Origin of the sequence: Paenibacillus sp. sptzw28 (assembly GCF_019550795.1) — a bacterium.
Lineage (GTDB): Bacteria > Bacillota > Bacilli > Paenibacillales > Paenibacillaceae > Paenibacillus_Z.
Genome location: NZ_CP080545.1, coordinates 2,824,116 through 2,848,763 on the forward strand (window position 1 = coordinate 2,824,116; position 24,648 = coordinate 2,848,763).

At 50.6% G+C, this 24,648-nt stretch carries 21 protein-coding genes and 1 other annotated feature; of the genes, 14 read left to right on the forward strand and 7 right to left on the reverse strand.

All coding sequences use genetic code 11. From position 1 onward, the window contains the following. Positions 1 to 163 precede the first annotated feature (163 nt). Both KZ483_RS12645 and KZ483_RS12650 read right to left on the reverse strand, forming a co-directional pair. The gene (locus tag KZ483_RS12645; RefSeq protein WP_220352985.1) at positions 164 to 1,342 is read right to left on the reverse strand and encodes an acetoin utilization protein AcuC; all 1,179 of its coding nucleotides are present in this window, start codon (positions 1,340 to 1,342) and stop codon (positions 164 to 166) included. A 19-nt stretch (positions 1,343 to 1,361) separates the two neighbouring features. After that, entirely contained in the window at positions 1,362 to 1,994 is a 633-nt protein-coding gene (locus tag KZ483_RS12650) for a GNAT family N-acetyltransferase (RefSeq protein ID WP_397376171.1), read from the reverse strand. Between the two features lie 178 nt (positions 1,995 to 2,172). On the opposite strand from KZ483_RS12650, the gene acsA reads away from it, so the two are divergent. Continuing rightward, a complete protein-coding gene (gene acsA / locus KZ483_RS12655; protein ID WP_220353413.1) occupies positions 2,173 to 3,897 on the forward strand; it encodes an acetate--CoA ligase in 1,725 nt (574 codons plus the stop codon). A gap of 74 nt (positions 3,898 to 3,971) precedes the next feature. Here acsA and KZ483_RS12660 read toward each other — a convergent pair whose 3' ends face one another. Continuing rightward, complete coding sequence (locus KZ483_RS12660) at positions 3,972 to 7,088, reverse strand: transglycosylase domain-containing protein (RefSeq protein ID WP_220352986.1); 3,117 nt, start codon at positions 7,086 to 7,088, stop codon at positions 3,972 to 3,974. A 184-nt stretch (positions 7,089 to 7,272) separates the two neighbouring features. Next, positions 7,273 to 7,540: a binding site (T-box leader), on the forward strand. Between the two features lie 47 nt (positions 7,541 to 7,587). Between KZ483_RS12660 and tyrS the strand changes: the two genes are divergently transcribed. The 5 genes from tyrS (at position 7,588) to KZ483_RS12685 (ending at position 13,368) form a co-directional block, all read left to right on the forward strand. Beyond that, positions 7,588 to 8,841 (forward strand): tyrosine--tRNA ligase, encoded by a 1,254-nt coding sequence (tyrS, locus tag KZ483_RS12665; protein ID WP_220353414.1) that lies wholly within the window; start codon positions 7,588 to 7,590, stop codon positions 8,839 to 8,841. Positions 8,842 to 9,050: 209 nt separating this feature from the next. After that, positions 9,051 to 10,313 carry a rhamnogalacturonan lyase family protein gene (locus tag KZ483_RS12670; RefSeq protein WP_220352987.1) on the forward strand — a complete coding sequence of 421 codons (1,263 nt, stop codon included), beginning with the start codon at positions 9,051 to 9,053 and terminating at the stop codon, positions 10,311 to 10,313. 77 nt (positions 10,314 to 10,390) lie between these two features. Then, positions 10,391 to 11,044 carry a rhamnogalacturonan acetylesterase gene (locus tag KZ483_RS12675; protein ID WP_258881675.1) on the forward strand — a complete coding sequence of 218 codons (654 nt, stop codon included), beginning with the start codon at positions 10,391 to 10,393 and terminating at the stop codon, positions 11,042 to 11,044. A gap of 197 nt (positions 11,045 to 11,241) precedes the next feature. Next, positions 11,242 to 11,769 carry an NfeD family membrane protein gene (locus tag KZ483_RS12680; protein ID WP_220352989.1) on the forward strand — a complete coding sequence of 176 codons (528 nt, stop codon included), beginning with the start codon at positions 11,242 to 11,244 and terminating at the stop codon, positions 11,767 to 11,769. 48 nt (positions 11,770 to 11,817) lie between these two features. Further along, a complete protein-coding gene (locus KZ483_RS12685; RefSeq protein ID WP_220352990.1) occupies positions 11,818 to 13,368 on the forward strand; it encodes a flotillin lipid rafts scaffold protein FloT in 1,551 nt (516 codons plus the stop codon). 195 nt (positions 13,369 to 13,563) lie between these two features. Here the strand turns inward: KZ483_RS12685 and rpsD are convergent, their stop codons facing one another. Further along, positions 13,564 to 14,163: a 30S ribosomal protein S4 gene (rpsD, locus tag KZ483_RS12690; RefSeq protein ID WP_220352992.1), complete on the reverse strand. Its 600-nt coding sequence runs from the start codon at positions 14,161 to 14,163 to the stop codon at positions 13,564 to 13,566. 366 nt (positions 14,164 to 14,529) lie between these two features. Here rpsD and KZ483_RS12695 point away from each other — a divergent pair, with 366 nt between their 5' ends. From KZ483_RS12695 to KZ483_RS12715, 5 genes are all read left to right on the forward strand, one after another. Further along, a complete protein-coding gene (locus KZ483_RS12695) occupies positions 14,530 to 16,464 on the forward strand; it encodes a sensor domain-containing diguanylate cyclase (protein ID WP_220353415.1) in 1,935 nt (644 codons plus the stop codon). Between the two features lie 139 nt (positions 16,465 to 16,603). Further along, positions 16,604 to 17,329, forward strand: coding sequence for a hypothetical protein (locus KZ483_RS12700; RefSeq protein WP_220352993.1), 726 nt, complete (start codon positions 16,604 to 16,606; stop codon positions 17,327 to 17,329). A gap of 96 nt (positions 17,330 to 17,425) precedes the next feature. Continuing rightward, positions 17,426 to 18,541, forward strand: a complete 1,116-nt coding sequence (locus tag KZ483_RS12705) for an aminopeptidase (protein WP_220352994.1) — start codon at positions 17,426 to 17,428, stop codon at positions 18,539 to 18,541. Between the two features lie 85 nt (positions 18,542 to 18,626). Next, a complete protein-coding gene (locus tag KZ483_RS12710) occupies positions 18,627 to 18,869 on the forward strand; it encodes an HPr family phosphocarrier protein (protein ID WP_220352995.1) in 243 nt (80 codons plus the stop codon). Between the two features lie 138 nt (positions 18,870 to 19,007). Further along, entirely contained in the window at positions 19,008 to 19,295 is a 288-nt protein-coding gene (locus tag KZ483_RS12715) for an Fpa/YlaN family protein (RefSeq protein WP_220352997.1), read from the forward strand. 99 nt (positions 19,296 to 19,394) lie between these two features. Here KZ483_RS12715 and cax read toward each other — a convergent pair whose 3' ends face one another. After that, positions 19,395 to 20,456, reverse strand: coding sequence for a calcium/proton exchanger (gene cax, locus KZ483_RS12720; RefSeq protein ID WP_220352998.1), 1,062 nt, complete (start codon positions 20,454 to 20,456; stop codon positions 19,395 to 19,397). Between the two features lie 163 nt (positions 20,457 to 20,619). On the opposite strand from cax, the gene KZ483_RS12725 reads away from it, so the two are divergent. After that, positions 20,620 to 21,000: an Asp23/Gls24 family envelope stress response protein gene (locus KZ483_RS12725; protein WP_220353000.1), complete on the forward strand. Its 381-nt coding sequence runs from the start codon at positions 20,620 to 20,622 to the stop codon at positions 20,998 to 21,000. An 80-nt stretch (positions 21,001 to 21,080) separates the two neighbouring features. Here KZ483_RS12725 and ftsW read toward each other — a convergent pair whose 3' ends face one another. Together ftsW and KZ483_RS12735 are read right to left on the reverse strand one after the other, a co-directional pair. Further along, entirely contained in the window at positions 21,081 to 22,238 is a 1,158-nt protein-coding gene (gene ftsW, locus KZ483_RS12730; RefSeq protein WP_220353001.1) for a putative lipid II flippase FtsW, read from the reverse strand. A 17-nt stretch (positions 22,239 to 22,255) separates the two neighbouring features. Next, entirely contained in the window at positions 22,256 to 22,600 is a 345-nt protein-coding gene (locus tag KZ483_RS12735; RefSeq protein ID WP_220353002.1) for a YugN family protein, read from the reverse strand. A 248-nt stretch (positions 22,601 to 22,848) separates the two neighbouring features. Between KZ483_RS12735 and KZ483_RS12740 the strand changes: the two genes are divergently transcribed. Together KZ483_RS12740 and KZ483_RS12745 are read left to right on the forward strand one after the other, a co-directional pair. After that, on the forward strand, positions 22,849 to 24,057 hold the full coding sequence (locus KZ483_RS12740) for a M20 metallopeptidase family protein (protein ID WP_220353004.1): 1,209 nt from the start codon (positions 22,849 to 22,851) through the stop codon (positions 24,055 to 24,057). Between the two features lie 88 nt (positions 24,058 to 24,145). Beyond that, positions 24,146 to 24,589 (forward strand): CBS domain-containing protein, encoded by a 444-nt coding sequence (locus KZ483_RS12745; RefSeq protein WP_220353005.1) that lies wholly within the window; start codon positions 24,146 to 24,148, stop codon positions 24,587 to 24,589. The last annotated feature ends 59 nt before the right edge of the window (positions 24,590 to 24,648 follow it).

Sequence of the window (24,648 nt, forward strand, 5' to 3'; positions counted from 1 at the left end):
CCCCTGTGGTGTTCAGACACAATAATCAGGCTATTCCGCTAACCCGCCACCATGGAGGGTCAGGTAGAATAGCCTTTTTAAATTACCGGACTGCGAAAATTTCTCACTACGTTACTAATTGACTATCGTGCCTGCCGATGCTGTGACGCACGACAAACCGTCACTATATATCTTGAACTGCGATCGCCGTTGTCTGCCGGTTACGGGCTTCGATTTCCGAACGCCGGGGTATAGGCGGCCAGTCGCTCGTATCATCCAGCCAGTGGGTGGGGAGTTCATCCGGACATTCAAGACGGTAACGTCTCAGCCAGGACTCCGGCAGACGTTCGTTAGTTCCGCTTGCTGCGAGTAAGGAAGCAATTGGATGGTCCGTCATCTCGAGCCATACGAGCGCCCAAGCGCGCGGTACAACGCGCCATATGTCATATCCGCCCCCGCCGACTGCAATCCAGCGTCCGCTGGCAAACCGGTGGGCCAGACGATGAATAATGGCAGGCATCTTCTGATAAATACGCATACTGCAGTGCATATGAGAAAGCGGGTCGAAAGCGTGGGCATCGCATCCATGCTGGCTCACGATTATGTCCGGCTTAAACGAGGCTGCGACCTTCTCGATGGAATCCGTGAAGCTCTCGAGCCAGGAATCGTCCTCGGTATAGGGCTCGACGGGGACATTAAAGCTGGCCCCATAACCCTCCTCCGCACCTCGTTCGTGAGCGAATCCGGTACCGGGAAAGAGATATTTGCCCGTCTCATGAATTGAGTATGTGCAAACGTCGGGGTCGTTGTAAAAAGCCCACTGAACGCCGTCACCATGATGTACGTCCGTATCGATATACAGAACTCGAGCGCCGTAAAGCCTTCTGATTCTAGCTATCGCTATTGCAGCGTCGTTATAGACGCAGAAGCCGGAGCCATGATCCGGGAAGGCGTGATGCAGCCCTCCGGCCATGTGGTAAGCATGCAGGGCCTGTCCCGTCATGACGAGATCTGCAGCAAGCACCGAGCCGCCGACGATCTCCGCTGCCGCATCATGCATCCCTGGAAAATAAGGCGTGTCCTCAGAGCGCAAGCCATAGCGCTCAGCTTGAAAAACCCATTCATCGCCGGGTGTGTCCTTGCTGAGCTGTCGCACGGCTTCAATATAATCGCTGCGGTGAACAAGCTGCAGCAGCTCGTCCTCAGCAGCTGAGGATTGAATTTTGTGTCCAGCCTCAAGCGCCCCTGCAGCTTCCAGCAGGTCCGAAGCAAGCGTCAGGCGTTGAGGATGGAACGGGTGATTTTCATTGAATTTATATCGGGCTGCACCTGTATGTTGGATAAATACGGCATTTGCCGTCATCGGGCTTCATCATCCTTCCTCAATACATGAACCGCTGCCGAAAACGGACGCGGTCAAATTGTTCCACAGAAGAGAGAGGTACTTCCTTGCCGATCCGAACCATCAAGCAGTTGGCCGGATGGGCGCAAATCTCCGGGTCGTCTGTCGCGAACCAGATCATCCCGACGGATTGCATCAGCTTCTCCATCATGGAACGGTAGTCCCAGACATTGAGTCCCGTCCCCTCCAAGTCCCAATGCCAATAATATTCAGTCGTGAATACGATTGCATTCTCGAGCTGGGATCCTTCAAACGCGGTTCGGATCATTCGCTTGCCAAGCCCGAGCGACCGGTAATCGTCGGCTACCTCGACAGCTCCAAGCTCGATTAAATCCTCCATGCCGCCCTCCGACCAGCGCTCCATTTCGTCCGGATAATGGAAGGTTACGTATCCTATCACCGTCTCACCGTCCCGTGCCGCGATGATGCGGCCTTCTTCCAGCTCTGCGATTTCAATCAGCGCCTTGTGCTGCTCATTAGGCCTTCGAAAAGCGTCCAGATCCGGATGAAGCACAAGCCGTGAGAGGACATCCGCGGGTATCGGTCCCTCGATAACCAGTTCCCGGTTAAGGTAGGGGAGACGCTGCGTATGCATCATTTTCCGATGTTCCAATGGGTACCGGCTCCTTTCAAGGTCTAACCTACTTATAGCAAAAAAAAGCTTAAATGAAAAGAATGGTTGAATGATTAAACGCTATGATATAATATGAAAGCGTATTCTGCCGCGGCGTTCCTTTATGGTTAAAATGCCCGGCGGACGGTTTAACAATGGGCAGGAGGGGATGATGAAAATGGTAGACATGCATCAAGAACGGATCCCGGCGACGGCATCCGGCTCCAACATGAAAAGCTATGAAGAAACGGTTGAACAGTTCAGTTTTGAACAAATCGAACAGCAGTTTTCCTGGCATACCACAGGTAAAGTCAACATGGCCTATGAAGCGATTGACCGCCACCTGGAGCAAGGGCGAGGCGATAAAATCGCACTTTATTATAGCGACACGGCGAGAGACGAATCCTATACATTTGAACAGCTGTCAAAGCAGTCGAACCGTTTCGCCAATGTGCTTCGCGGACTTGGTATCGGAAAGGGCGAGCGGATCTTTATTTTCATGCCGCGTACGCCTGAGCTCTACTTCAGCTTGCTGGGATCACTCAAGGTAGGCGCCGTTGTCGGACCTTTATTCGAAGCGTTTATGGAAACCGCCGTCAAGGACCGGCTGCAGGACAGCGGTGCTGCGGCGATCGTAACGACACCTTCGCTGCTGTCCCGGATTCCTCGCGATCAGCTCCCCGAGCTCAAGCATATCATTGTTTTCGGCGATGGCGTCCAAGCAGGAGACGGGATTGTTGACTACAATGCCGAGATGGCCGAAGCTTCCGAGGAAGCGGAGATTGAATGGCTTGGCAGGGAAGACGGACTTCTGATTCATTATACCTCCGGTTCAACAGGAAAGCCCAAAGGCGTATTCCATGCGCAAAATGCCATGATCCAGCACTATTACACCGGACGCGTCGTACTTGACCTGCAGCCTGACGACATTTACTGGTGCACAGCCGACCCGGGGTGGGTGACGGGTACTTCTTACGGTATTTTTGCTCCTTGGCTTAACGGCGCGACGAACGTTATACGCGGAGGACGGTTCAGCCCGCAGGATTGGTATGGGACTATTAAAAAGTACGGAGTGACGGTCTGGTACAGCGCTCCGACGGCATTCCGGATGTTAATGGGCGCAGGGGACGATGTTGTCCGTCAATTCGACTTATCCAGCTTGCGGCACGTGCTCAGCGTCGGCGAGCCGCTTAATCCCGAAGTTGTGCGCTGGGGCCTCAAAGTGTACAACCAGCGGATCCACGATACGTGGTGGATGACGGAAACGGGGGCGCAGCTCATCTGCAATTATCCGAGCATGGATATTAAGCCCGGCTCGATGGGACGTCCTCTGCCGGGCGTGCAGGCGGCGATTATTGACGATACCGGTAATGAGGTCCCGCCTTACCGGATGGGAAACCTGGCGATTAAGACGCCATGGCCGTCCATGATGCGTAAGATTTGGAATAATCCGTCCAAATACGAAGAATATTTCCGTATTCCGGGCTGGTATGTCTCAGGAGACTCCGCTTATATGGATGAGGACGGTTACTTCTGGTTCCAAGGCCGAATTGATGATGTCATCAACACTTCCGGCGAACGGGTAGGTCCCTTTGAGGTCGAGAGCAAGCTCGTGGAGCATCCTGCGGTAGCGGAAGCAGGTGTGATCGGCAAGCCTGACCCGATGCGAGGCGAAATCATCAAAGCATTTGTAGCGCTTCGCGAAGGTTATTATCCATCTGAAGAGCTGAAGGCCGATATATCCAAATTCGTTAAAGAAGGTCTTTCCGCGCATGCCGCACCGCGCGAGATCGAGTTTAAAGAGAAGCTGCCGAAGACACGAAGCGGGAAGATTATGCGCCGGGTTCTGAAGGCATGGGAATTAAACCTTCCAACCGGAGATTTGTCTACGATCGAGGATTGAATAATATGAGTGGCCTTATAACAAAATTGAAGCCGCCCATCTGCATCTTAATCCGATGCAAATGGGCGGCTTTGTCATTGCAGATGAACCGTTTCCGAAGGAGGCGATTCACCGTTCTGGTTGGCAGCCGTGACACGGAAGGAACCGCTCGAAAGGGGCGATACATACTCGAATCGGGCTTCAGTGGTGGACCCTATTTTATTGAACTTCCCATCGTTCTGGGCACTGTAATATACGTTATATTCGGTTACCTGCTCCGCTGAAGCGTTATCCGCCCAGGTAAGCTTGATACCGAGATCCGTCGCTTCCACCTTGACACCGGAAGGTGCTGAAGGCGCCGCTAAGGCGCTCTCCCCGCCAGCTCCGGCTCCGGGATCAGGTATAACATTACCGCCATCCGTCCCTTGCGGGCCGGGTTCCGTTCCGTCACCTGGCTGCGTAGGTCCAGGCGAGGAGCTCGACCCGTCTGATGAGACGATGATGCTCGGCATCGATTCGTTGCCGGCCACGTCGACGGCCGTGACATAGTAGCTGTATGTTCCGGCGCCGGCAGCATTAACGAACTGCATACTATCGCCGGTAAGTATCGAGGGAGCAATGTTAGCGTAAGGCGCCCGGTCAACAGAACGGTATAACCGATAACCGACCACATCGCCATCCGGCGATTTCGCGAAAGTGATCTTGTAAGCTCCTTGCACCGGCTCCAACCTTACATTAGCCGGCGGGGAAGGGGCTTTACCGTCATCCACACGCGGGTCGACCTGGGACGGAGCATCATCCGATGCGTCCGCGGGCAGGTATGCGCTCATTGGGCGTCTGCTCTTCTGCGGCAGCTTCGCCTGTGCCGCTGCGATTTCCGCCATCAGCTGATCCAGCGGCTTTTTGCGCTTCACGACAATCTGTTCGCGGACCATATCGGCAGGAGTTGACGGCTGTGGAATATAGTTGACTCCGTTATAACGGATATATGACATTTTCACAAGCGCGTCATCCAGTTTCGTAGGCAAATAATTTCTGTTGAAATAATCAGTCACCAGTTTTCCGGTTTGACGGGTCAAATCGGTAGGAAGCATTCCGCTAACGCTTGATACCGTTGCTTTTACAATACCGGAGGGCATCGTAAACTGCTTCGTCGGGAATAGGTCGGGACGATCTGTGGTGACGGAGTTCATAATCTGCGTCCAGATTACTCTCGCGCGAGCCCGTCCGTCTTTTGAAAGTGTATGTATCTGTTCTTCATACCCCGCCCATACGCCAAGAGTTATGTCAGGCGTGAATCCCATAAACCAGACATCGCCATAGTCCTGCGTAGTCCCGGTTTTGCCTGCAACGGGAATTTTGCCGTACCCTTTAAATTTGGACGCGATGGAATGCCCGGTTCCACTCGGATCGGAGATGACCGTACGCAGCATGTCTGTCATGAGGAATGCCGTTTGGTCCGAGAACACCCGCAGCGGCGAGGGCTTATGCTCATAAACGACATTGCCGTCTGCATCGGTAATTTTGCTGATCATATAGGCTTCGTTAAAAATGCCGTTATCGGCGATTGCGCCATATGCGTTCGTGAGCTCCTCAACCGATACGCCTTCGCTCAGGCCGCCGATTACACCTGTCTGCGCGTAAGAGTCTTCCGGCTGGATTGTTGAGATGCCAAGCTTACGGGCGAACTTCCAGGCTTCAGGAATCGTAACCATCTGGTTGAAAATTTTCAAAGCTGGCAAGTTCAAGGACCGGTCAAGCGCTTCGCGCGCCGTTACCAGGCCGTAAAATTTCTTGTTCGAGTTCATCGGGATGTGGAAACCCTTTACCCCATCCTTAAACACCATAGGCGAATCGTCAAGGATGCTGGCCGGTTGAACGAGACCCTTCTCAATGGCCGGCAAATATGCCGCGATCGGCTTCATGGCGGAGCCGGGCTGCCGAGTCATCTGGGTCGCGTGATTCATCTGTTCCGTGTAGAAGTCTCTGCCTTCTATCATGCTCAGAACAGCGCCTGTTTTATGATTGAGCATAACGGCCGCAATCTGCTCCAAACCTTTCTCTTTACTGTAAGGTGTGAAGTTGTTGCTGTCGGAGCTAATTTCGTGCATCAGACTGTAAACGCGTTTGTCGATTGTAGTATAAATATGATAGCCGCCGCGAAGAAGCTGCTCGCGTGCTTCCTCTACCAAGGGGGCGTTTTCTTTCTTGCGCACGTCTTCAATCGTTAATTTGGGATCCTTCTGCATCAACAATATTTCGGACGCCTGGCGCTCGGATTCAAGCATTAAGTACGGAAACGTCGAATATGCTTTCTCCGCCGGTTTGGCAAGAGATGAACGGACATCAAACTTCAGGGCCGTTTGATATTGCTCTGAATTGATCCGCTTGTTTTCCAGCATATATTTGAGGACGTTATGCTGCCGCTCCAGTGCCAGCTTGAAGCCGCTCTCATTGAATTTGCCTTTGCTGGTGAATGCGGTATAAGCGGAAGGGCGCTGCGGCAATCCCGCCAAATAAGCCGCTTGCGCTATGTTTAACTGATTCAAATCGGTGATATTGAAGATACCTTTAGCCGCTGCTTTGATGCCGTACAGATTGTAACCGCTGTTACCGTTTCCGAATGGAACCTTGTTTAAGTAGGCCGTTAATATTTCATCTTTAGTCAGAAATCTTGTCAATCTAAGCGACAGGAAAATTTCTTTTGCTTTACGGCTGTCGGTCTTGTCAAGATTTAAAAAAACGCGCCGCGCCAGCTGCTGCGTAAGCGTGCTGCCTCCGGTTTGAGTTTCCTCATTCAGCAGCTTTTGTTTTATGGCACGGCCGAGTCCGTTAAAATCAATACCGAAGTTATTGTAGAAATTATTATCTTCGGTGGCCAATACCGCGTCGATGACATGCTGGGGAATATCCTTGCGTTTCACAATCCGTCGGTCTTCCTCAGTCCGCAGCTGTCCGACCGGGGTAATCCCGTCGTTGAAATAAACAAAGCCGGTTATGGAGTTCTCATTAATTTTAGCTTCGATTTCCGCTCTTGTTCTAATGGGCTCGTCCTTCACGAAGGATGCGACATAGCCCGCTGCAATTCCCGCAGTCAGCAGTCCGATTAATAGTCCGAAAATAAATAACCATTTGACTGTAATGAGCGTCACAATTCCGAATGTCCGCCATCTGCTGTGTCCATTCGTATTCTGTTGACGGTCTTGATCCATAGTTATAATACTCCTCCTCCGATTAACAGAAATATTATAGCATAAATCGATGCAAAGTGCAGAATTAGACAGTTTTTTGTCCATATATTAGGGGATTCGGAAACAGCTCGGTTAATGCGGTTAATGACAGATTGACTTATTGCATTGTGCTGTGGTATAACGAATAGCAAGAAAAGTGCATATCAGAATAGTGTGGACAGGCTTAAGTAGAACTGCAGATAGTTGTTTCAGAGAGCCGGTGGTTGGTGTAAACCGGTACGCGCTGCAGTTTGAATTACCGCCTCGAGCTGATCGGACGAACGACGTGTAAGAACGTTATAAGTAGTCCGTTTCCGGAGCGAATCCGTTATGAAATGAAGTGAGAGCAGATATTTTCCGTCCGGGATGCACGGTGATCCCTACGGCCGCTCTAACGAGGGTGGTACCGCGAGCAAATCCTTCTCGTCCCTTGAGACGAAAGGATTTTTTTTATTTCCGGACGGGAGTGGATCATGAGATGGTGAAATGGGAAAAGTTGACACCCAAGCAGCAACACGAAGTGGAGCGTCAAATGGACGTCATCCGGCGCGGTGTCGTCGAAATCGTGCCTGAGGACGAATTAAAAGCGAAGGTTGTAAATTCAGTCGCTACAGGAAAACCTTTGAAAGTAAAGCTGGGACTTGATCCGTCGGCGCCGGACATCCATATCGGACACACGGTCGTACTTCACAAGCTGCGCCAATTTCAGCAGCTTGGACACGAAGTGCAGCTCATTATCGGCGATTTCACGGGACGGATCGGCGATCCGACCGGAAAATCCGAAACGCGCAAACAGCTGAGCGAGGAAGATGTAAAGCGGAATGCCGAAACCTATCAGAAGCAGATATTCAAGCTTCTTGATCCGTCGCGAACGACAGTGTATTACAACTCAGAGTGGCTTGGTCCAATGAATTTCGCCGATGTCGTTACGCTTTCCGCGAAAGTGACGGTTGCCCGCATGCTTGAACGGGATGATTTCACCAAGCGGTACCAATCAGGTCAGCCGATCAGCATTCATGAGTTTTTCTACCCGCTTATGCAGGGGTTTGACTCTGTGGCTCTTGAGAGTGATGTAGAACTCGGCGGCACGGATCAGAAATTTAATCTGCTCATGGGGCGGACCCTGCAGAAAGAGTATGGCAAAGCGACGCAAGCGGCGATTATGACCCCCATAATCGAAGGGCTGGACGGCGTTCAGAAAATGAGCAAAAGCCTTGGCAATTACATCGGTATCGACGAGGAGCCGAATCAGATTTATGGTAAATCGATGTCGATCCCGGATGAATTGATGGTCAAATACTATGAACTCGCCACGGATATGAGCAACGAGGAGCTTGAATCGCTGCGCGCAGGGATTGCAGGCGGTACGGTGCATCCGCGAGATTCTAAAATGCAGCTTGCCCGAACGTTCGTGCGCATGTACCACGGCGAGGAGGCGGCTGCACAGGCTGAGCAGCATTTTGTCACCGTATTCCAGCAGCGTGCCCTGCCAGAGGATATCGAGCAGATCGTGCTTGCCGCGTCCGAGCTTGAAGACGGCCGAATCCGCATAGTTAAACTTCTCACCACTTTAGGTCTTCAGCCTTCGGGCAGCGAAGCCAAACGGAGCGTTCAGCAGGGAGCCGTTCGAATTAACGAGAACAAAATTGACGACCCTGGCGCCGACGTTGCAATTGCGGATGGGGATGTTATTCAAGTCGGGAAACGTAAATTTGCCAAAATTATAATCCAATAAGCAGAACTGTTCCAAGAGGGCTTGTTACGACGGTTAATCCGTTGAACATGTCCTCTTTTTCTTGCGGAAAGGCGACAGAGCGCGGTGGGTGCTGCAGAAAAGTTCAAATCAGGCAAAAAAGTATGATTGTTGGTCTCGCGGAGATCGGTTAAGATACGGAAATGCAGCGGTAGTTGCAGCATGGAAACCGATAACAGGAGGAATTACCGATGACCAAGATGCATGCGGAGCCGGTGCTGCTCGGCAAGCTTGACATCCGGCAAGCCGGGCCCCGCTGCAAGGCCTTGCTCGGGGATTTGAACGGAGACGGCAGGATGGAAATTGTCATGGTTCAGCCTGGTAACCGGCAGGATGTCCGTTATATCCCGCATCAGGTACAGTGCCTGACCGCCTATGATATGGACGGGAGACTATTGTGGCAGTTAGGCAAGCCCGATCCCAAGGCAGGAAGCCCAGGATCCGATTATCCGGCCCAAATATATGACTTAAACGGAGACGGCCGGCTTGAAGTGCTATGCATAATGAACGATCGATTTCATGTGATTGACGGTGAGACCGGTGCGGTCATGAGAACATTTGCACTGCCTGACCCGCAAGCGCACGATTGTATCGTCATCGCCAATCTATCCGGGGGCGAGCGGCCGACCGATATCATCCTAAAGGACCGGTACCACCGTTTGTGGGCGCTCGATTCGGAGTTTCGGACGCTCTGGACATACCAGGGGAACCCGGGACATTTTCCCTGGGTACATGATCTGAATGGCGACGGCCGCGACGAGGTTATGGCCGGTTATGATCTGCTTGATCATAACGGACGCCTACTATGGAGCTGCAGCGAACTGGACGACCACGCCGATTGCATTTGGGTTGGGGACGTTAATGGCGACGGAGAGAAGGAGCTTGTAATCGGCGGGAGCGTTACGGTGATGTACGACCGGAATGGAAGGGAGCTGTGGAGATATGACGGTTCTATTGAGTCTCAGCATGTGGCGCTCGGCAAGTTCCGGGCGGACCTTCATGGGCTGCAGATTGCCGGTCTTGACCGCATCGTCCGAGGCGATACGGGTGGGAATCTCAAAGGTAAAGACGGCATGTTTCTATTGAACTCCGAGGGGAGGGAATTATGGAAAGAGGAACGAAAAACCGAGGGCTGGCTGACCATAATCGAAACCGTCAGCAGTTGGGACGATAGCCGGCTCGATTATATATTGGCATACCGTAGGGGCGGAGGTGTATATCCGGCACTATACGACGGTTTTATGAACGTGGTCACGGAGTTTCCCATCGAAGGCTATGCCGTACATGCGGATTTGTTTGGGGAAGGACATGAACAGATTATTATTTACACTGACGAAACGGCTTATATTTTCTCAAGCCGCGAATTCGATCCGGCGCAGGTCGCCGCGGGTCCGTCATTGCCTCAACCAAAGAGACTGTACAGCTCGCTTTATCCCGGCGGTGAAGCCCGCTAAGGTATTTTGACAAGCAGCTCTTCACCGCAGCCGGTGAATGAGTTTGCTCACACTCATAAATAGGAGAGATGCTGTTCATGACCAGGCAATTGAGTGTTTATTTGGCGAGCGATTCTACTTGCCAAAGCTACGGCAAGGGCCAATTCCCGCAAGCGGGCTGGGGGCAGTTTATCGGCAATTATTTTAACGGAAATATAAAAGTGTTCAATCATGCGATTGGGGGGAGAAGCAGTAAAACCTTCGTTACGGAGGGACGGCTTAACGATATTTTATCGGAGATGCAGGAAGGCGATTATCTATTGATCCAGATGGGGCACAACGATTCCACGTTAAGCAAGCCGGAACGATATACCAAGCCGCAAACAACCTATAAAGTATATTTGAAAATGTATGTGGATGGAGCGCGCGAGCGCAAAGGGATACCGGTGCTGATAACACCTGTTGCAAGGCTGCATCATGAGGATGGCGGTTTTATTAATGATTTTCCCGATTATTGCGATGCGATCAAAGAGCTCGCTGCGACAGAAAACGTCCCGTTGATCGATTTAATGGATAGAAGCCTTGAATGTTATGCTTCGACCGGCTACGAACACGCATCATCTTTTTTTATGGTCTCCGTGAATGGTACGGACTGTACTCATTTTACCGAGAAAGGAGCGGAACGGATAGCTGAGCTGGTAGCCCAAGGCATAAAAGATTTGAACATCGGACTGTCCGAATATGTAAAATAACGGCTTGCCAAAAGAGAGACTCAATCATTGCCATGGCCTTAATACTGAAACAGATTACACGGTCGAACCTGCCTGACAGCCGGTTCGGCCGTTTTTCTATATATTGGCGGTTGAAAGAACGCAACTTCCTCAGTGTAAGTGCGTAATAAATATCGGCTCAGCTTCAAGAATATGGATGGTACGAAGGGAGGGGGACGATGGAGACGCTTTTTTTGTCCTGCCTGATCGGGGGTGCTTTATTTGCCGTCATTAGTGTCATATTCGGCGATTGGCTCAGCCTGGCGCTTGACGGGGCACTAGATTTCCTCTCCATTGACGGGCATCCCGTCTTACAGCCGATGACAGTCGTGGGCGGAATCACCGTTTTCGGGGGTGCGGGTATGATGCTCGACCGTTACAGCGAATTAGGCGGTGCCGCTGTTATTGGATTTGCGGTATTATTCGCCGTAATTGCAGGCATATGCGTGTACTTCTTCTATGTGAAGCCGATGGAGAATAGCGAGAGCTCCACGGGCTACTCAATGAAAGAGCTGTCCGGCGTTATCGCGGAAGTGCTCGTTCCTATTCCCGAAGTCGGTTATGGGGAAGTCATGATTAAAGCGGGTGCCGGCGTGTCGAACCAAATCGCCGCCAGCTTTGACGGATCGATGATTCCTTCAGGTGCGCGTGTCGTAGTCATTGAGGTGAAGGACAACACGCTGTATGTTTCAAAGCTGGAGCTGTAGGCAAGCGGATATACGAAGAAATGAATTATCGAGGGGAGAAATTTAATTATGATTCCGGATTATTTAACCATTCCGCTTACGGTTGCAGGTGTATTGATCTTGCTGGGTCTGGCCTTCTGGGCGCGATATAAGACGGTCAGCCCGGACCAGGCGATGATTGTCACAGGTACGTTTCTCGGCAGCAGAAACCTCGCGACCGATGAGACCGGCCGTAAAATTAAAATCGTTCGAGGCGGGGGAGCCTTTATTTTACCTGTTTTTCAGAAAGCTGATTTTCTCTCGCTGCTCTCTCACAAGCTGGAAGTTTCTACACCGGAAGTGTACACGGAGCAAGGTGTTCCGGTTATGGCCGACGGTGTTGCCATCATTAAAATCGGCGGTGCCGTTGAGGATGTGGCAACTGCAGCGGAGCAGTTCATGGGCAAGCCCACCGAATCGCTAAAGGGAGAAGCGCAGGAGGTGCTGGAGGGGCATCTGCGCGCGATTCTCGGGTCGATGACTGTGGAAGAGGTGTACCGAAACCGCGATAAATTCGCCCAGGAGGTTCAAGGCGTTGCTGCGCGGGATTTGAAAAAGATGGGGCTGCAGATCGTATCTTTCACGATTAAGGATCTGCGTGACAAACACGGCTACCTCGATGCGCTTGGGAAACCGCGGATTGCCGCGGTAAAGCGGGACGCCGACATAGCCGAAGCCGAAGCGGTCCGGGATTCGCGCATTCAGAAGGCGCGGGCGGAGGAGGAAGGCCAAAAGGCGGAGCTGCTTCGCGATACGAACATTGCCGAAGCATCCAAAGAGAAAGAGCTTAAAATAGCCGCCTTTAAGAAAGATCAAGATATGGCCAAGGCCGAAGCGGACCAAGCGTATGCCGTGCAGGAAGCGCGTTCCAAGCAAAGCGTCGTCGAAGAGCAGATGCAGGTGGAATTGGTACGCAAGGAGCGGGAGATCGATCTGGAAACGAAAGAAATCCTGCGCCGAGAGAAGCAATATGACTCGGAAGTGAAGAAGAAAGCCGACGCCGATCGATACGCGGTGGAACAGGCGGCGGAAGCGGATAAAGCGAAGCGTCTTCGCGAGGCGGATGCGCTTCAATACAGAATCGAAGCCGAAGCGAGGGCCAACGCCGAGCAGAAACGGCTTGAAGGTCTCGCCATCGCGGATGCGGAGAGGGCGAAAGGGACTGCCGACGCCGAGGTAATCAAGCTTCGGGGGTTAGCGGAAGCCGAGGCGAAAGAAAAGCTGGCGGAAGCATTTGAAAAATTCGGTGAAGCCGCAGTATTGGATATTATCGTAAAGATGCTGCCTGAACTTGCAGGCAAAGTCGCCGAACCGATAAAAGGAATCGATAAATTGACCGTCGTCGACACAGGGCACGGAGAAGGCGCGGCGCGGTTAAGTAATTATGTAACCTCTCTTATGGCTACGGCGCCGGAAATGCTGAAGAGCGTATCGGGGATTGACCTTAACGCTATAGTCAGAGGGTTCACGTCAAAGGCTGTACCGCAGCTCGGAGCAAACCAATCGCTTCCGCCTGTCCAACCGGGTTCGGTCTCACCTCCGCTGCCTTCGACGATATTACCTTCGGAACCGAAACAATAAGTAAGTAAAGACAACAGAGGTCAAACCGCTTCAAAGCGGTTTGACCTCTGCTTATTTGTCGCAGCTATAATGGCCAAATGGTCGGGCGGGCAAACCAATGCCCGTTGCAAATGTATGACGGAACGTCCGGAACTGCAGGATGGCTGTGCATAATTAAAAAAAGCGATCCAGGGCAAGCCTTGGATCGCTTCGTTATTAACGGCTGTAAAACTCGACGATTTGTTTCTCGTCGATTTCTTGCGGAAGCTCTGCGCGCTCCGGAAGTCTAACAAATTTACCTTCTACAGCGTTGTCGTTGTATTCCAGGTAGTTAGGCAGGAAGTTGCGGCCTTCCAGCGCTTCTTTAACAGATTTGACGTTGCGGCTGCGTTCGCGAAGACCGATTACGTCGCCGACAGATACCGTATAGGATGCGATGTCGACTTTCTTGCCGTTAACGGTAACGTGACCGTGCGATACAAGCTGGCGTGCGCCTGCACGGGAGTTGGCAAATCCGAGACGGTATACAAGGTTATCCAGACGGCTCTCGAGAAGGGCCATGAAGTTTTCACCCGAAATACCTTTCATCTTCGATGCTTTATCGAAAAGATTACGGAATTGCTTCTCGTTCATTCCGTACATATGACGCAATTTTTGTTTCTCTTGTAATTGAATGCCGTAGCCGCTCATTTTTTTCCGTTGTCCAGGACCATGCTGTCCCGGTGGAAACGCGCGTTTCAATTCCTTACCCGTTCCGCTTAGGGAAATGCCGAGGCGGCGGCTTAATTTAAATTTAGGACCCGTATATCTTGACATGTGTCGTAAAACTCCTTCTTCAAATGGGATGTTTGAAAATGGGTGTTTCGCCGAGTGCTGTCTGCGCTTAAAAGTATAAACCGTTCAAGTCCTGACAGGCATGTTCAGCCGCAGTCCTGCCAGAGACAGCCTCCGTGAGGGTGACACAAAACCGTGCCCAATATTCAACTATAAATATTATATAAATTCAGAGGCTAATGTCAAGTAAATAGTCATATTATTTTTTAGTTTTCAGATAAAGGCATTGAATTGAACCTTAAGACCTATTCATAAGGGGCAAAAATAGTGCATATTTACCTAATCTGGAGTATGATAGATTTATAATAATGAAATTTGCGAATTACCGCAAAGGTGGGATGACAGGTGATGAACCCGCTCCATTTACATAATCCGGCATTTGAGGACCATACCTTAGGGAACCAGCCAGCAACGCAGCTTCCTTCGATTTGGTTTGAGAATGAAGATATTCAAGAAGAGGATAACATTGTTCTGGAATCACTGCTGGAAAGCAGTTTCGCCGAATGGTTGGCGGATGCGGCCGATCTAACGTTACTTGGCAACGCAATCGGACTTTGCGGGAAACAAGGGGCGCTTATTACATCCACAGGTTTTCCGGTGAAAGGACGCTATGATTCTCGAAAATGCGAGCGGCTTGCTGCGGCCTCCTGCCGCAAAGGCCAACCTCAGATAGACGGTGACACCGCAGCTGTGCCCATTCTGAAACGAAGCGATAACCTGGCTTTTGCAGCGCTTGTGATGGTTGTTGACGGAAGCTTAGGGAACGGGGTTGCAGAATTAGCGGCATCCGCCCTTCATTTCCGCATCCTGTTCTACAATCAATTCGAGCGTAGGTTTGTCCGGGAAATGGCAGCGCAGCTTCAGCTCACCGCTCGAGAGGCAGACCGCAGGGAAACACTGTTTGAGGTTTCCAGGCGCCTGCATGACCGATATGAGGTTTCATCCGTATTAAATGTTCTGCTTGTCGAATTGGAAAGCTTATACCCTTATTCAAATATCGATTTATATTTATCGCAGGATTATTTGTACGGTGATACTCGGGTGAAGCCTCTGTATGCCCGGGATCTGGCGGCTGATATATATACAAAGGCTTTCCTGAATGGACAGCCGGTAATAGAGTGCGAGGAGCACGGCAGAATGAAGCTTGCCATACCGATGGGCGGTAAACAAGCTGTTTATGGCGTCCTAAGCATTACTATGGAGAAGCAAATGTGGAACGAGTCGGACCTGCATGTATTTATGACATTATCCGAATCGGCGGGCTCTGCATTTGAGAATGCAAAACTGTTTGAACAATCCAATTTATTAATCGGAGAGCTCCAGCTAATTAATGATCTTACCAAGCGGATCAATCAATCGCTCCGGTTGAATGAGATTTTTCAATTTACAATGACTGAGCTGCTGCACATTTTTAAAGCCCACTACTGTAATGTTCTTCAACTTAATAAAGAAACGAACCAATTCCATGTCATGTCCAGCAACTTGCCGACAGCGGCCGATGAGAACTACACGACAGAATATGGTTTTTGCGGAATTGTTTTTAGAACCGGAGAGCCTCTTATTATTTCGGATTATCGGGCGAGCCGGGTAGTCGATTCCAAACTTATGGATGTGACGGGTTCACGTTCACTCATTGCGACTCCTTTAATGGCGAATTCCGAAGTGGTCGGTGTAATCATGGTTTCGCATCAAAGCCCTAATTATTTCTCATACGATAATTTCAAGCTGCTGCAGGTGCTCTCGATACATATCGGACTTGCCATTTCCAATGCCTCGCTCCATGCCGAGGTCAGGCGAATGGTCATCACCGATAATTTGACCGGACTTCATGCCAGGCATTATCTGAATGAACAAATTCAGTCCAAGCAGCGCAAAGACTCCTCAGGCTCGCTGGTACTGGTCGATATCGATCATTTCAAGCACGTAAACGATACATACGGCCACCAAATCGGCGACCGGATCCTCATTGCCGTAAGCGACATTATCCGCACATGCATCCGTGAGAGCGACATTGCCGCGCGGTGGGGGGGAGAAGAACTGGCCGTGTACTTGCCGCAAATAAGATCCGACCAGGCGTATACAATTGCGACAAGGATTCGTTCGCGGGTGGAGGAGAATACGGACCCCCGGGTAACAGTTTCGTGCGGTATTTCCGAATGGACGTCCGAGGATGAGAAAATAAGTGTGGAGTCGCTGTTCTACCGTGCGGACATGGCGCTTTATGAAGCAAAGAACAATGGGCGTAACAACGTTTCGATTCGCAGAGTGGGCCTCACGAAATAAGAACACGGATGTGCCGGCGCAGGCAGTGCAGGTGCATCCGTGTTAATTTTTTGACCTGGTTTAAGGCTTATCGCATAAAGCGGTGCCCGGCGGCAGACGATACGTAAGACAAAGATAATGCTCGACCCGGGAGTGAATAATGTTGAGACTATTAAAAATAAAGCCAATAACAATCCTTGCTTTCATTATTTTATCGGGCTGCACCTCTCCGACACACGGGAAAACAGCCGATGAGCTTCTTTCTTTATCGGTGTCCGGTTTATCAGGTGTCGATCGTTATGCCTTTTCGGGAATCACAGGAATAGTTTCAGCTGATGCCGGTAATTTGACTCCTGTTTCTTTTCAAGGCATTGTTGAGGACCATAACCAAATCCGGGTTCAATCGGATGGGAATATAGCATCTACAGGGATAATCGAGCCGCTGGACCTTCTCAACCATGTCCAGGCGTCGGCGAAGAATACGGAAATCGTTAATTCAGAGTCCGGTGCCCGTACAGCGATGCTTATGATTGAGACGGATGACACTGCAAATGAAAAGTATTGGCGAGAAAACATACGCAACGAGTTTCACAGTCTGCAACGGAAAGCAGCTGAGCCATCAGTCGCCGCCATCAAAGACGGACACCATAGCGCCTCGTTAAATGCTTTCAGGAAGGAATGGGCAGCAGAGCTTGAGCAATCGGGCAGACAGCTGGACCAAATGCTCTCCACGCTTCGCGTCCATACCACCTATAAACTCCTAATTGATAAAACCCGGATGCTGCCTCTTAGGCTGCAGGAGCATTCAGTGCTTCATTATAAGACCGGGGCCGGTCAGATGAAAGAGACGCGAAACAGCGATATTTCGTTCCGGACGCTTCAATAAGGGGGGCTGGTTTACAGCGACGCAATATGTGCAACATGACCTAAAACATGGTAGGATAAACAAGAAGAATCCATCAAGCAGGAGGAAGTGATTTCGATGCGTGATCCGCGTTTACAAGTGCTGGCATCCAACCTTGCCGGCTATTCAATCGATGTGCAGCCCGGAGAAAATGTCCTTATCGAGATAATCGGCTCCGAGCGGGAAGTTGTCAAATGTCTGATTGAAGAGGTAACCAAACGGGGAGGCCGTCCCTTCGTCGAAATAAGCGATCGTTCGGTACTGCGAACCTTATTGCAGCATGCGTCCAAAGAACAGATCGAGGTATGGGCGTCCTACGATCTTAAACGAATGGAAGCGATGGACGCTTACATAGCGGTCCGGTCCGGTGAGAATGTGAGTGAGCTCGCCGGTGTGCCAAGCGAAAACATGCGGCTATATGAGCGGCTGTATAGTCATCCCATTCATTCGGAACGCCGGGTCAAGCATACGAAATGGGTCGTATTGCGTTATCCCAGCGCTTCAATGGCGCAGCTTGCCAATATGAGTACCGAAGCGTTCGAGGATTTTTATTTTGATGTGTGCAATCTGGATTATGCCAAGATGGAGAAGGCGATGGACCCGCTGCTGCAGCTTATGAAAAGCACGGACAAGGTACGCATTACAGCGCCGGGTACCGACTTGTCTTTCTCAATAAAAGGCATCGGCGCGAAAAAATGCTCGGGCCACCGCAATATCCCCGATGGTGAAGTATTTTCTGCTCCTGTCCGCGATTCTGTCCAAGGAAAAATTACTTATAACACGCCGTCGGTATATTCAGGCGTGACTTTCGAGAATATCTCCTTTACGTTTAAAGACGGACAAATTGTTGAGGCGACCAGTAATGATACCGCGAAGCTGAATGAAATTCTTGATACGGATGAAGGTTCCCGTTATATCGGCGAGTTCAGCCTCGGCTTCAACCCCTACATCCTGCATCCGATGAAAGACACCCTGTTTGACGAGAAAATCGCCGGCAGTCTTCATTTCACGCCGGGCCAAGCCTACGAAGAAACGGATAACGGCAACCGCTCGGCGGTACATTGGGACCTTGTTCTTATACAACGCCCGGAGTACGGCGGAGGAGAAATCTATTTCGATGACCGTCTCATTCGCAAAGACGGAAGGTTCGTCGTACCGGAACTGGAAACGCTTAACCCGGAAAATTTGAAGTAAAAGCCCTCTTGTACGGAAGGGGAAATCGGGTTATGATGTAGGAAAGCTTTTCTAGTGAATGTAACTAATAAGTGGAGGGATTCCTATGTCCAACAACGCTGCAATCGTAGACATTTCCCAAACGGCCAATAAATTCCGGTCGTCAATCGTTCTCCAAGCCGAGAACAAATATATCGACGTCAAGAGCATACTCGGTCTATTCACTACGTTGGTCGGCGGTCATTCCTATGAGCTTCATGTGCATGGTCCTGACGCTGACGAAGCAAAAGTCGCTATGGCTGAAGTATTCGCAAAACACAACCTCGATATTGCGGTCTTACCCGAATAGACGGATGACATCCGGCAATGAAGCGCCTCGCTGAACGTTCAGTGGGGCGCTTTGTTGTTTTTACCTTGTACATTCGTCTGTTTTCGTCTAATATAAGAATAAAGAAGACGGCGAGAAATGCGCATAAGGGGGAGTACGATGTCTTCATCCGATGTTCTTATTCATCTGCATCAAAAAGCGATCAATCTCCTTCAGGAAGATGCCCATAAAATTGAAAAGCTTATCGAAGTGCAAATGGAAAATTTGGCTACGAGAAAATGTCCCCTCTATGAAGAGGTTTTGGACACGCAAATATATGGCTTTTCCAGAGAAGTCGACTTCGCAATCCGGGCAGGTCTTGTAGCCGAAGCCATCGGCAAAGAGATCATAAGCAAGCTGGAGCGTAATTTAGCTCAGCTTTATGAAGCAATGAACAATAAAGCGTAGCCGCCTGCAGCGCTCTATTCTCAATGTATTATGCAGCAAATAGAAGAAGACGCTCCCGTCATGCGGGGGCGTCTTCTATTTGCTGCCCGGCAGTTCAGTTTACACAAGGTAGAAGGAAATGCCGAGTATCACATAAACGATGAGCAGAAGAGCTCCCTCGTACCAGTTTGTCGTACCGTCTTTAGAGATCGATTTGGCGATAAATACGGAAACGGCAATGGCGGTAAGCTCAAGGGGAGTGAATACGATATCCATCGTATTGCCGAACAGCAAACTCACAAAGATAAGCACCGGTGCGACAAACAGCGCAATTTGCAGGCTGCTGCCGACCGCGATTTCGACGGCGGCTCCGATTTTGTTTTTCATCGCGAGTATTACCGCAGCACTGTGCTCCGCGGCATTGCCGACTATGGCAATGAGGAAGGCGCCGACAAACAACTCGGACAAGCCGAACGCCGCAGTGAATCCGTGCAAGGTGTGGACGAGCCATTCGCTGACGAACGCAGTCATTGCGGTTGCAATAATCAGGAATAGAATCGATATGCGTTTAGACCAGGCTGGGGCCTCCCCGTGATCCGGAGTCGTTTCTTCTACATCCTCCAGAACGTCTTTATGAGTGACCATCGAGAATACAAGCCACAGCAAGTAAGCAATGATGAGAATAGCGGCAATTGTCACACTCAGGATTTTATCTTTATGCGCGGAAAAATGCGCCGTCGAAATAAAGACGGCCGGTATAAACAGCGCGATGACTGACAGGACCATGAGAGAAGCATTATGGCCTGCCATTTGGATATTAAATCGTTGTTCTTTGTATTTCAATCCGCCAAGAAGAACGCTCAGACCGAGAACAAGCAGCAGATTCCCGATAATTGAGCCGGTGATGCTCGCTTTCACCATGTCGAACAGACCTTCCCTGACAAGGAATATTGCAATAATCAGCTCAGCAGCGTTTCCGAAGGTAGCGTTAAGAAAGCCCCCCAAACGCTGGCCGGCATAATGAGCCACGCTCTCTGTCGCTTTGCCGAGAAAGCCTGCCACGAACAGAATGGCAAGTGCCGAGAAGGTGAATTCTATCATAGTACCAAAATGAGCGTAGTGACTGACGCCACTCAGTACAAATAGTACAATCAATGCAGTGAAAAACAATTTTTGTTTCAATTTCTTGCACCTCATTTGCAAATAAGTGATATGGAAATCTTTTTAACACTATATCGGAAAATACTGGACATGTAAACTTAAGAATCGGTTGACACAATATGCCTTGCTTCGTTTCTAAGCTTCCATTACAATGGAAACATAAGGTGATAGAGGAGTGTGTGGCATGACCGATGAACTAGAGACAGGCATAATTCGCATTGCAGATGACGTAGTCGCCACCATCGCGGGAATGGCAGCACTTGAAACTCCCGGAATCGCCGCCATGTCAGGGGGCATTTCCGAAGGATTGGCCAAACGGCTGGGCGGCAAAAATGCGCAAAAGGGTGTTTCGGTTGAAGTGGGCCAGCTGGAAGCCGCCATCGATTTACGCGTTATAGTGAAGTATGGCATTCCGATACAGGAAGTATGCCGGGGGCTGCAAGAAAACGTTAAAGAAGCGGTTGAAAATATGACCGGACTGCATGTTGTGGAAGTGAATGTGAAAGTGGAAGGCGTCGCCTTCAAGGAAGAAGAGGCGGAGGAGCCTTCTGCCCGGCTGAAATAACACAAATTGACCGCCCGGTGCCGGGCGGTTGTTTTTATGGCATAAAAAAGACGACACGCTGATGCCAGCCGGTCGTCTTTTTATTTCGACGTTTTACTCTCGCGGTTATGTTCTCGCGATATGCTGAGAAGCACACCCATGCTCGCAAGCGTCACGAGCAGCGAGGAGCCGCCGTGACTGATAAACGGAAGCGTGACGCCCGTAATTGGCATCGCCCCCGTGACTCCGCCGATATTGATGATCGTCTGAACCGCAATCAGCCCGACGATACCTACTCCGACCACTGTTCCGTAAATGTCCGGACACCTCAGCGCGATTAGGAGGCCCCGCCACAGAAAGAACAGATAGAACAGCAGAAACAGCAAGCTGCCGATGAATCCGAATTCTTCGGCGATAACCGGGAAGATGAAATCACTGTAAGCATAGGGCAAATATTTCAGCTTCTGAACGCTGTTTCCGAAGCCTGCGCCTGTTAATCCGCCATGACCGAGCGCTTGCAACGAACGGGACAAATGATACGTGGTTCCCTGCACATCGCCTTCAGGGTTCATAAAGGCGGTAAACCGGTCAATCCGGTAATTCCATGCTTTCGGATTGTTCATAATGGAAATGCTTGCCCATGCAGACACGATGGCGGTAATTATGATTCCGGCAAGAAACAGCTGCTTTAAATTAGCGCCGCCGGCGACAATGATAATGAGAGCGCAAGCGGCAATAACGATACAGGCGCCAAGATCCGGCTGCAGCATAATGAGTCCGCAGATGAAACCGATGACGATGAAGACAGGGAGCAGACCTTTTTTAAAATCTCTAAACTTCTCGCCTTTCTTGGAGATGAGCGAGCCTAAATAAAGGATGAGTCCCAGCTTGGCGAATTCCGTTGGTTGAATGCCAAGCGATCCGATACCGAACCAGCTGCGTGCGCCGTTTCTTTCCTCACCGATGAACGGAACGAGCATAAGCATAATGATGACTGGGATAAAGTAGAGGACATACCCTTTTTTAAACTTTGTATAGTGAATATTCATAATGATAAACATCGCACCTATACCTATAACCGCCCACAACAGCTGCCGTTTGGTGAAGTAAAACGCGTCGAAATTAAAATTTTTGGAAACGACGGCGGTGTTAGAGCTGGCGCTGAACACCATTACGAGTCCAAAACCGACAAGGACCAAAATCAGGACAAGAAGCAAGAAATCCGGCCTGCCGCGCAGGCCGTTCGTCTTTGTTTTCATCTGAGGACCGCCGCTTGCTAAGCGAGGAGTTTCTTAAGTTCTTGCAGCCTCTGAGTGGCTGCATTCAGAATCGGTTGAGGAATCGCCGACTCATAATCAAGGCCGTGCGGGAAGGTGGCTCGTCCTATGTAAACGGATTCCACTTGCAGCACGGCGTGCGAGGACTCCAGCTTGCCTTCAATTGCGCGGACATTAAAACGCAAGAAGTAGTCTTCGCGGTTAGTCCGGTCTTCCAGCTTCAGATCGTACGTTGCGCGGTGATATTCCCATTGCCAGCGCACGAAGCCGAGTTTTTCCGCCGACTCGTCGAGATGCGCGAGGTCGCTGGTCATTCCGTTTAGGCCTGTATTCTCAATTATCATGGATGATCCTCCTTCAAGCTTAAGGGACGAAATTGTATGGCGTTTGCCAAGTGGACACCGCCTTTTCTTCTTATTCATGATAGTATTTTTCCCCAGCAAGCGCAAGCCTGACTGAGCCTCTTCAACTAAGCCAAAAGTGACATTTTTACGAAAAATGATCGGTTATTACGACGGAATGACTTTCTAGACCGTCCTTCGTTCTGATACAATAAAAGACAAAGTAAACGACCGTAAGGAGGTTTGTGCGCATGGAAGAGCGAACAGATTTAGATGCGATGCTGCAAACCGTTTATCCGGATATGGTGCAGTGGAGACGATATTTGCACAGGCATCCGGAGCTGTCGTTTCAAGAGAAGGAGACATCCCGCTGGATTGCCCGGCAGCTTGAAGAGATTGGCTGCGAGGTGAAGGAGGGCTTGGGCGGTTTCGGTCTTGTGGCGACGATCAGAGGTGATAAACCGGGGCCGGTCGTGGCGCTGCGTGCGGATATCGACGCACTGCCGATACAAGACGAGAAAACGTGCGATTACGCATCAACCTTGCCCGGCGTTATGCATGCCTGCGGGCACGATGCACATACGGCTACCATGCTTGGTATCGCCAAATACTTCACTTCGAGTCGGAAAAGTCTCGAGGGGGAAAGACGTCTGTTATTCCAGCCTGCTGAAGAGGTAACGCCCGGCGGAGCCGTCGGCATGATAAAGGGCGGAGCTCTGTCAGGCGTCGATGTTATATACGGCGTTCATTTATGGACTCCTCTGCCATACGGCATCGTTGCCGCAAGAAGCGGTCCTTTCATGGCAGCTCCCGATGAAATTTATATCGATATCACCGGACGAGGCGGCCATGGCGGATTGCCGCATGAAACCGTCGATGCGATTGTAGTGGGAGCGGCTCTTGTTCAGGCGCTCCAAACCATTGTCAGCCGCAGTGTGAACCCGCTTGAGCCCGCTGTGCTGTCGATTGGCTCCTTCCATGCGGGTACGACCGGCAATGTCATTGCGGAGCGCTGCAGACTCACAGGGACGGTACGTACGTTTTCGGAGGAAGCGAGAGCGCGTATTAGGGAACGGCTGGAAGCCATCGTCTATCAAACGGCAGCGATGCACGGCGCAAACGCAGTCCTCGACTATCGCGACGGATATCCGACAGTAGTCAATGACGACGTGGAGGCTGCGCGATTTTTCCGCGTCGCTGCGGAACGGTTTGGTCCGGAAGCCGTTCAAACGTCGACTCTCATTATGGCGGGAGAAGACTTCTCCTATTATTTGCGCGAGATACCCGGCTGCTTTATGTTTGTCGGAGCGGGCGGCGAGGCATGCGGAGCGGTATATCCCCATCATCATCCGATGTTCGACCTTAATGAACAGTCGATGCTGGTCTCTGCAAAACTGATGATTTCTATGGCCGAGAATTATGCATCCGAGCACCTGTCTACTCGGGTGAGCCAATTGTAGCAGCATATGGGACCAGACTCATGCATGATCGCGGCAATGAAAGGCAAACCTAATCGATGGATGAAAGACATTCGTCGAGGAGGAAAAAATGGTGAAAACAATTAAAGATATCATGTCAACCGATTGCGTTACGGCAACGACACAAGATAACATTTATGAACTGGCCGTCCTCATGAAGCAGAATGATATCGGTTTTGTGCCGATCGTCGAAGGGAAAAAGCTGATCGGCGTTGTTACCGACAGGGATTTGGTTACGCGAGGGTATGCCAATAAGCATTCCGGATCAACATCGGTGTCTGAAGTATTGACTAAAGAAGTGAAGACCGTTGAGTCAAGCATTACGGTTGACGATGCGGCCAAGCTGATGGCGACAAATCAGATCCGCAGGCTTCCGGTGGTTGAGAATGGGGAATTGATGGGCGTCGTTTCAATCGGTGACCTTGCTATCCGCGAAATTTTCGTCAACGAAGCGGGAGATGCTCTCAGCAGCATTTCCGAGCATGAGCACCGGGAACCGTCTGCCCTTCATTAGACGTCAAGTGAACGGGCTTCGGCACAGTCGTACCCGAGCCGGTAACTTATTTTATCAGA

Excerpts from the sequence above, each read along its gene's own strand:
- KZ483_RS12645 (WP_220352985.1), bottom strand. The coding sequence starts at position 1,342 with ATGACGGCAAATGCCGTATTTATCCAACATACAGGTGCAGCCCGATAT.
- acsA (WP_220353413.1), top strand. The coding sequence starts at position 2,173 with ATGGTAGACATGCATCAAGAACGGATCCCGGCGACGGCATCCGGCTCC.
- KZ483_RS12660 (WP_220352986.1), bottom strand. The coding sequence starts at position 7,088 with ATGGATCAAGACCGTCAACAGAATACGAATGGACACAGCAGATGGCGG.
- KZ483_RS12670 (WP_220352987.1), top strand. The coding sequence starts at position 9,051 with ATGACCAAGATGCATGCGGAGCCGGTGCTGCTCGGCAAGCTTGACATC.
- KZ483_RS12675 (WP_258881675.1), top strand. The coding sequence starts at position 10,391 with ATGACCAGGCAATTGAGTGTTTATTTGGCGAGCGATTCTACTTGCCAA.
- KZ483_RS12680 (WP_220352989.1), top strand. The coding sequence starts at position 11,242 with ATGGAGACGCTTTTTTTGTCCTGCCTGATCGGGGGTGCTTTATTTGCC.
- KZ483_RS12685 (WP_220352990.1), top strand. The coding sequence starts at position 11,818 with ATGATTCCGGATTATTTAACCATTCCGCTTACGGTTGCAGGTGTATTG.
- rpsD (WP_220352992.1), bottom strand. The coding sequence starts at position 14,163 with ATGTCAAGATATACGGGTCCTAAATTTAAATTAAGCCGCCGCCTCGGC.
- KZ483_RS12695 (WP_220353415.1), top strand. The coding sequence starts at position 14,530 with ATGAACCCGCTCCATTTACATAATCCGGCATTTGAGGACCATACCTTA.
- KZ483_RS12700 (WP_220352993.1), top strand. The coding sequence starts at position 16,604 with ATGTTGAGACTATTAAAAATAAAGCCAATAACAATCCTTGCTTTCATT.
- KZ483_RS12705 (WP_220352994.1), top strand. The coding sequence starts at position 17,426 with ATGCGTGATCCGCGTTTACAAGTGCTGGCATCCAACCTTGCCGGCTAT.
- KZ483_RS12710 (WP_220352995.1), top strand. The coding sequence starts at position 18,627 with ATGTCCAACAACGCTGCAATCGTAGACATTTCCCAAACGGCCAATAAA.
- KZ483_RS12715 (WP_220352997.1), top strand. The coding sequence starts at position 19,008 with ATGTCTTCATCCGATGTTCTTATTCATCTGCATCAAAAAGCGATCAAT.
- KZ483_RS12725 (WP_220353000.1), top strand. The coding sequence starts at position 20,620 with ATGACCGATGAACTAGAGACAGGCATAATTCGCATTGCAGATGACGTA.
- ftsW (WP_220353001.1), bottom strand. The coding sequence starts at position 22,238 with ATGAAAACAAAGACGAACGGCCTGCGCGGCAGGCCGGATTTCTTGCTT.
- KZ483_RS12735 (WP_220353002.1), bottom strand. The coding sequence starts at position 22,600 with ATGATAATTGAGAATACAGGCCTAAACGGAATGACCAGCGACCTCGCG.
- KZ483_RS12740 (WP_220353004.1), top strand. The coding sequence starts at position 22,849 with ATGGAAGAGCGAACAGATTTAGATGCGATGCTGCAAACCGTTTATCCG.
- KZ483_RS12745 (WP_220353005.1), top strand. The coding sequence starts at position 24,146 with ATGGTGAAAACAATTAAAGATATCATGTCAACCGATTGCGTTACGGCA.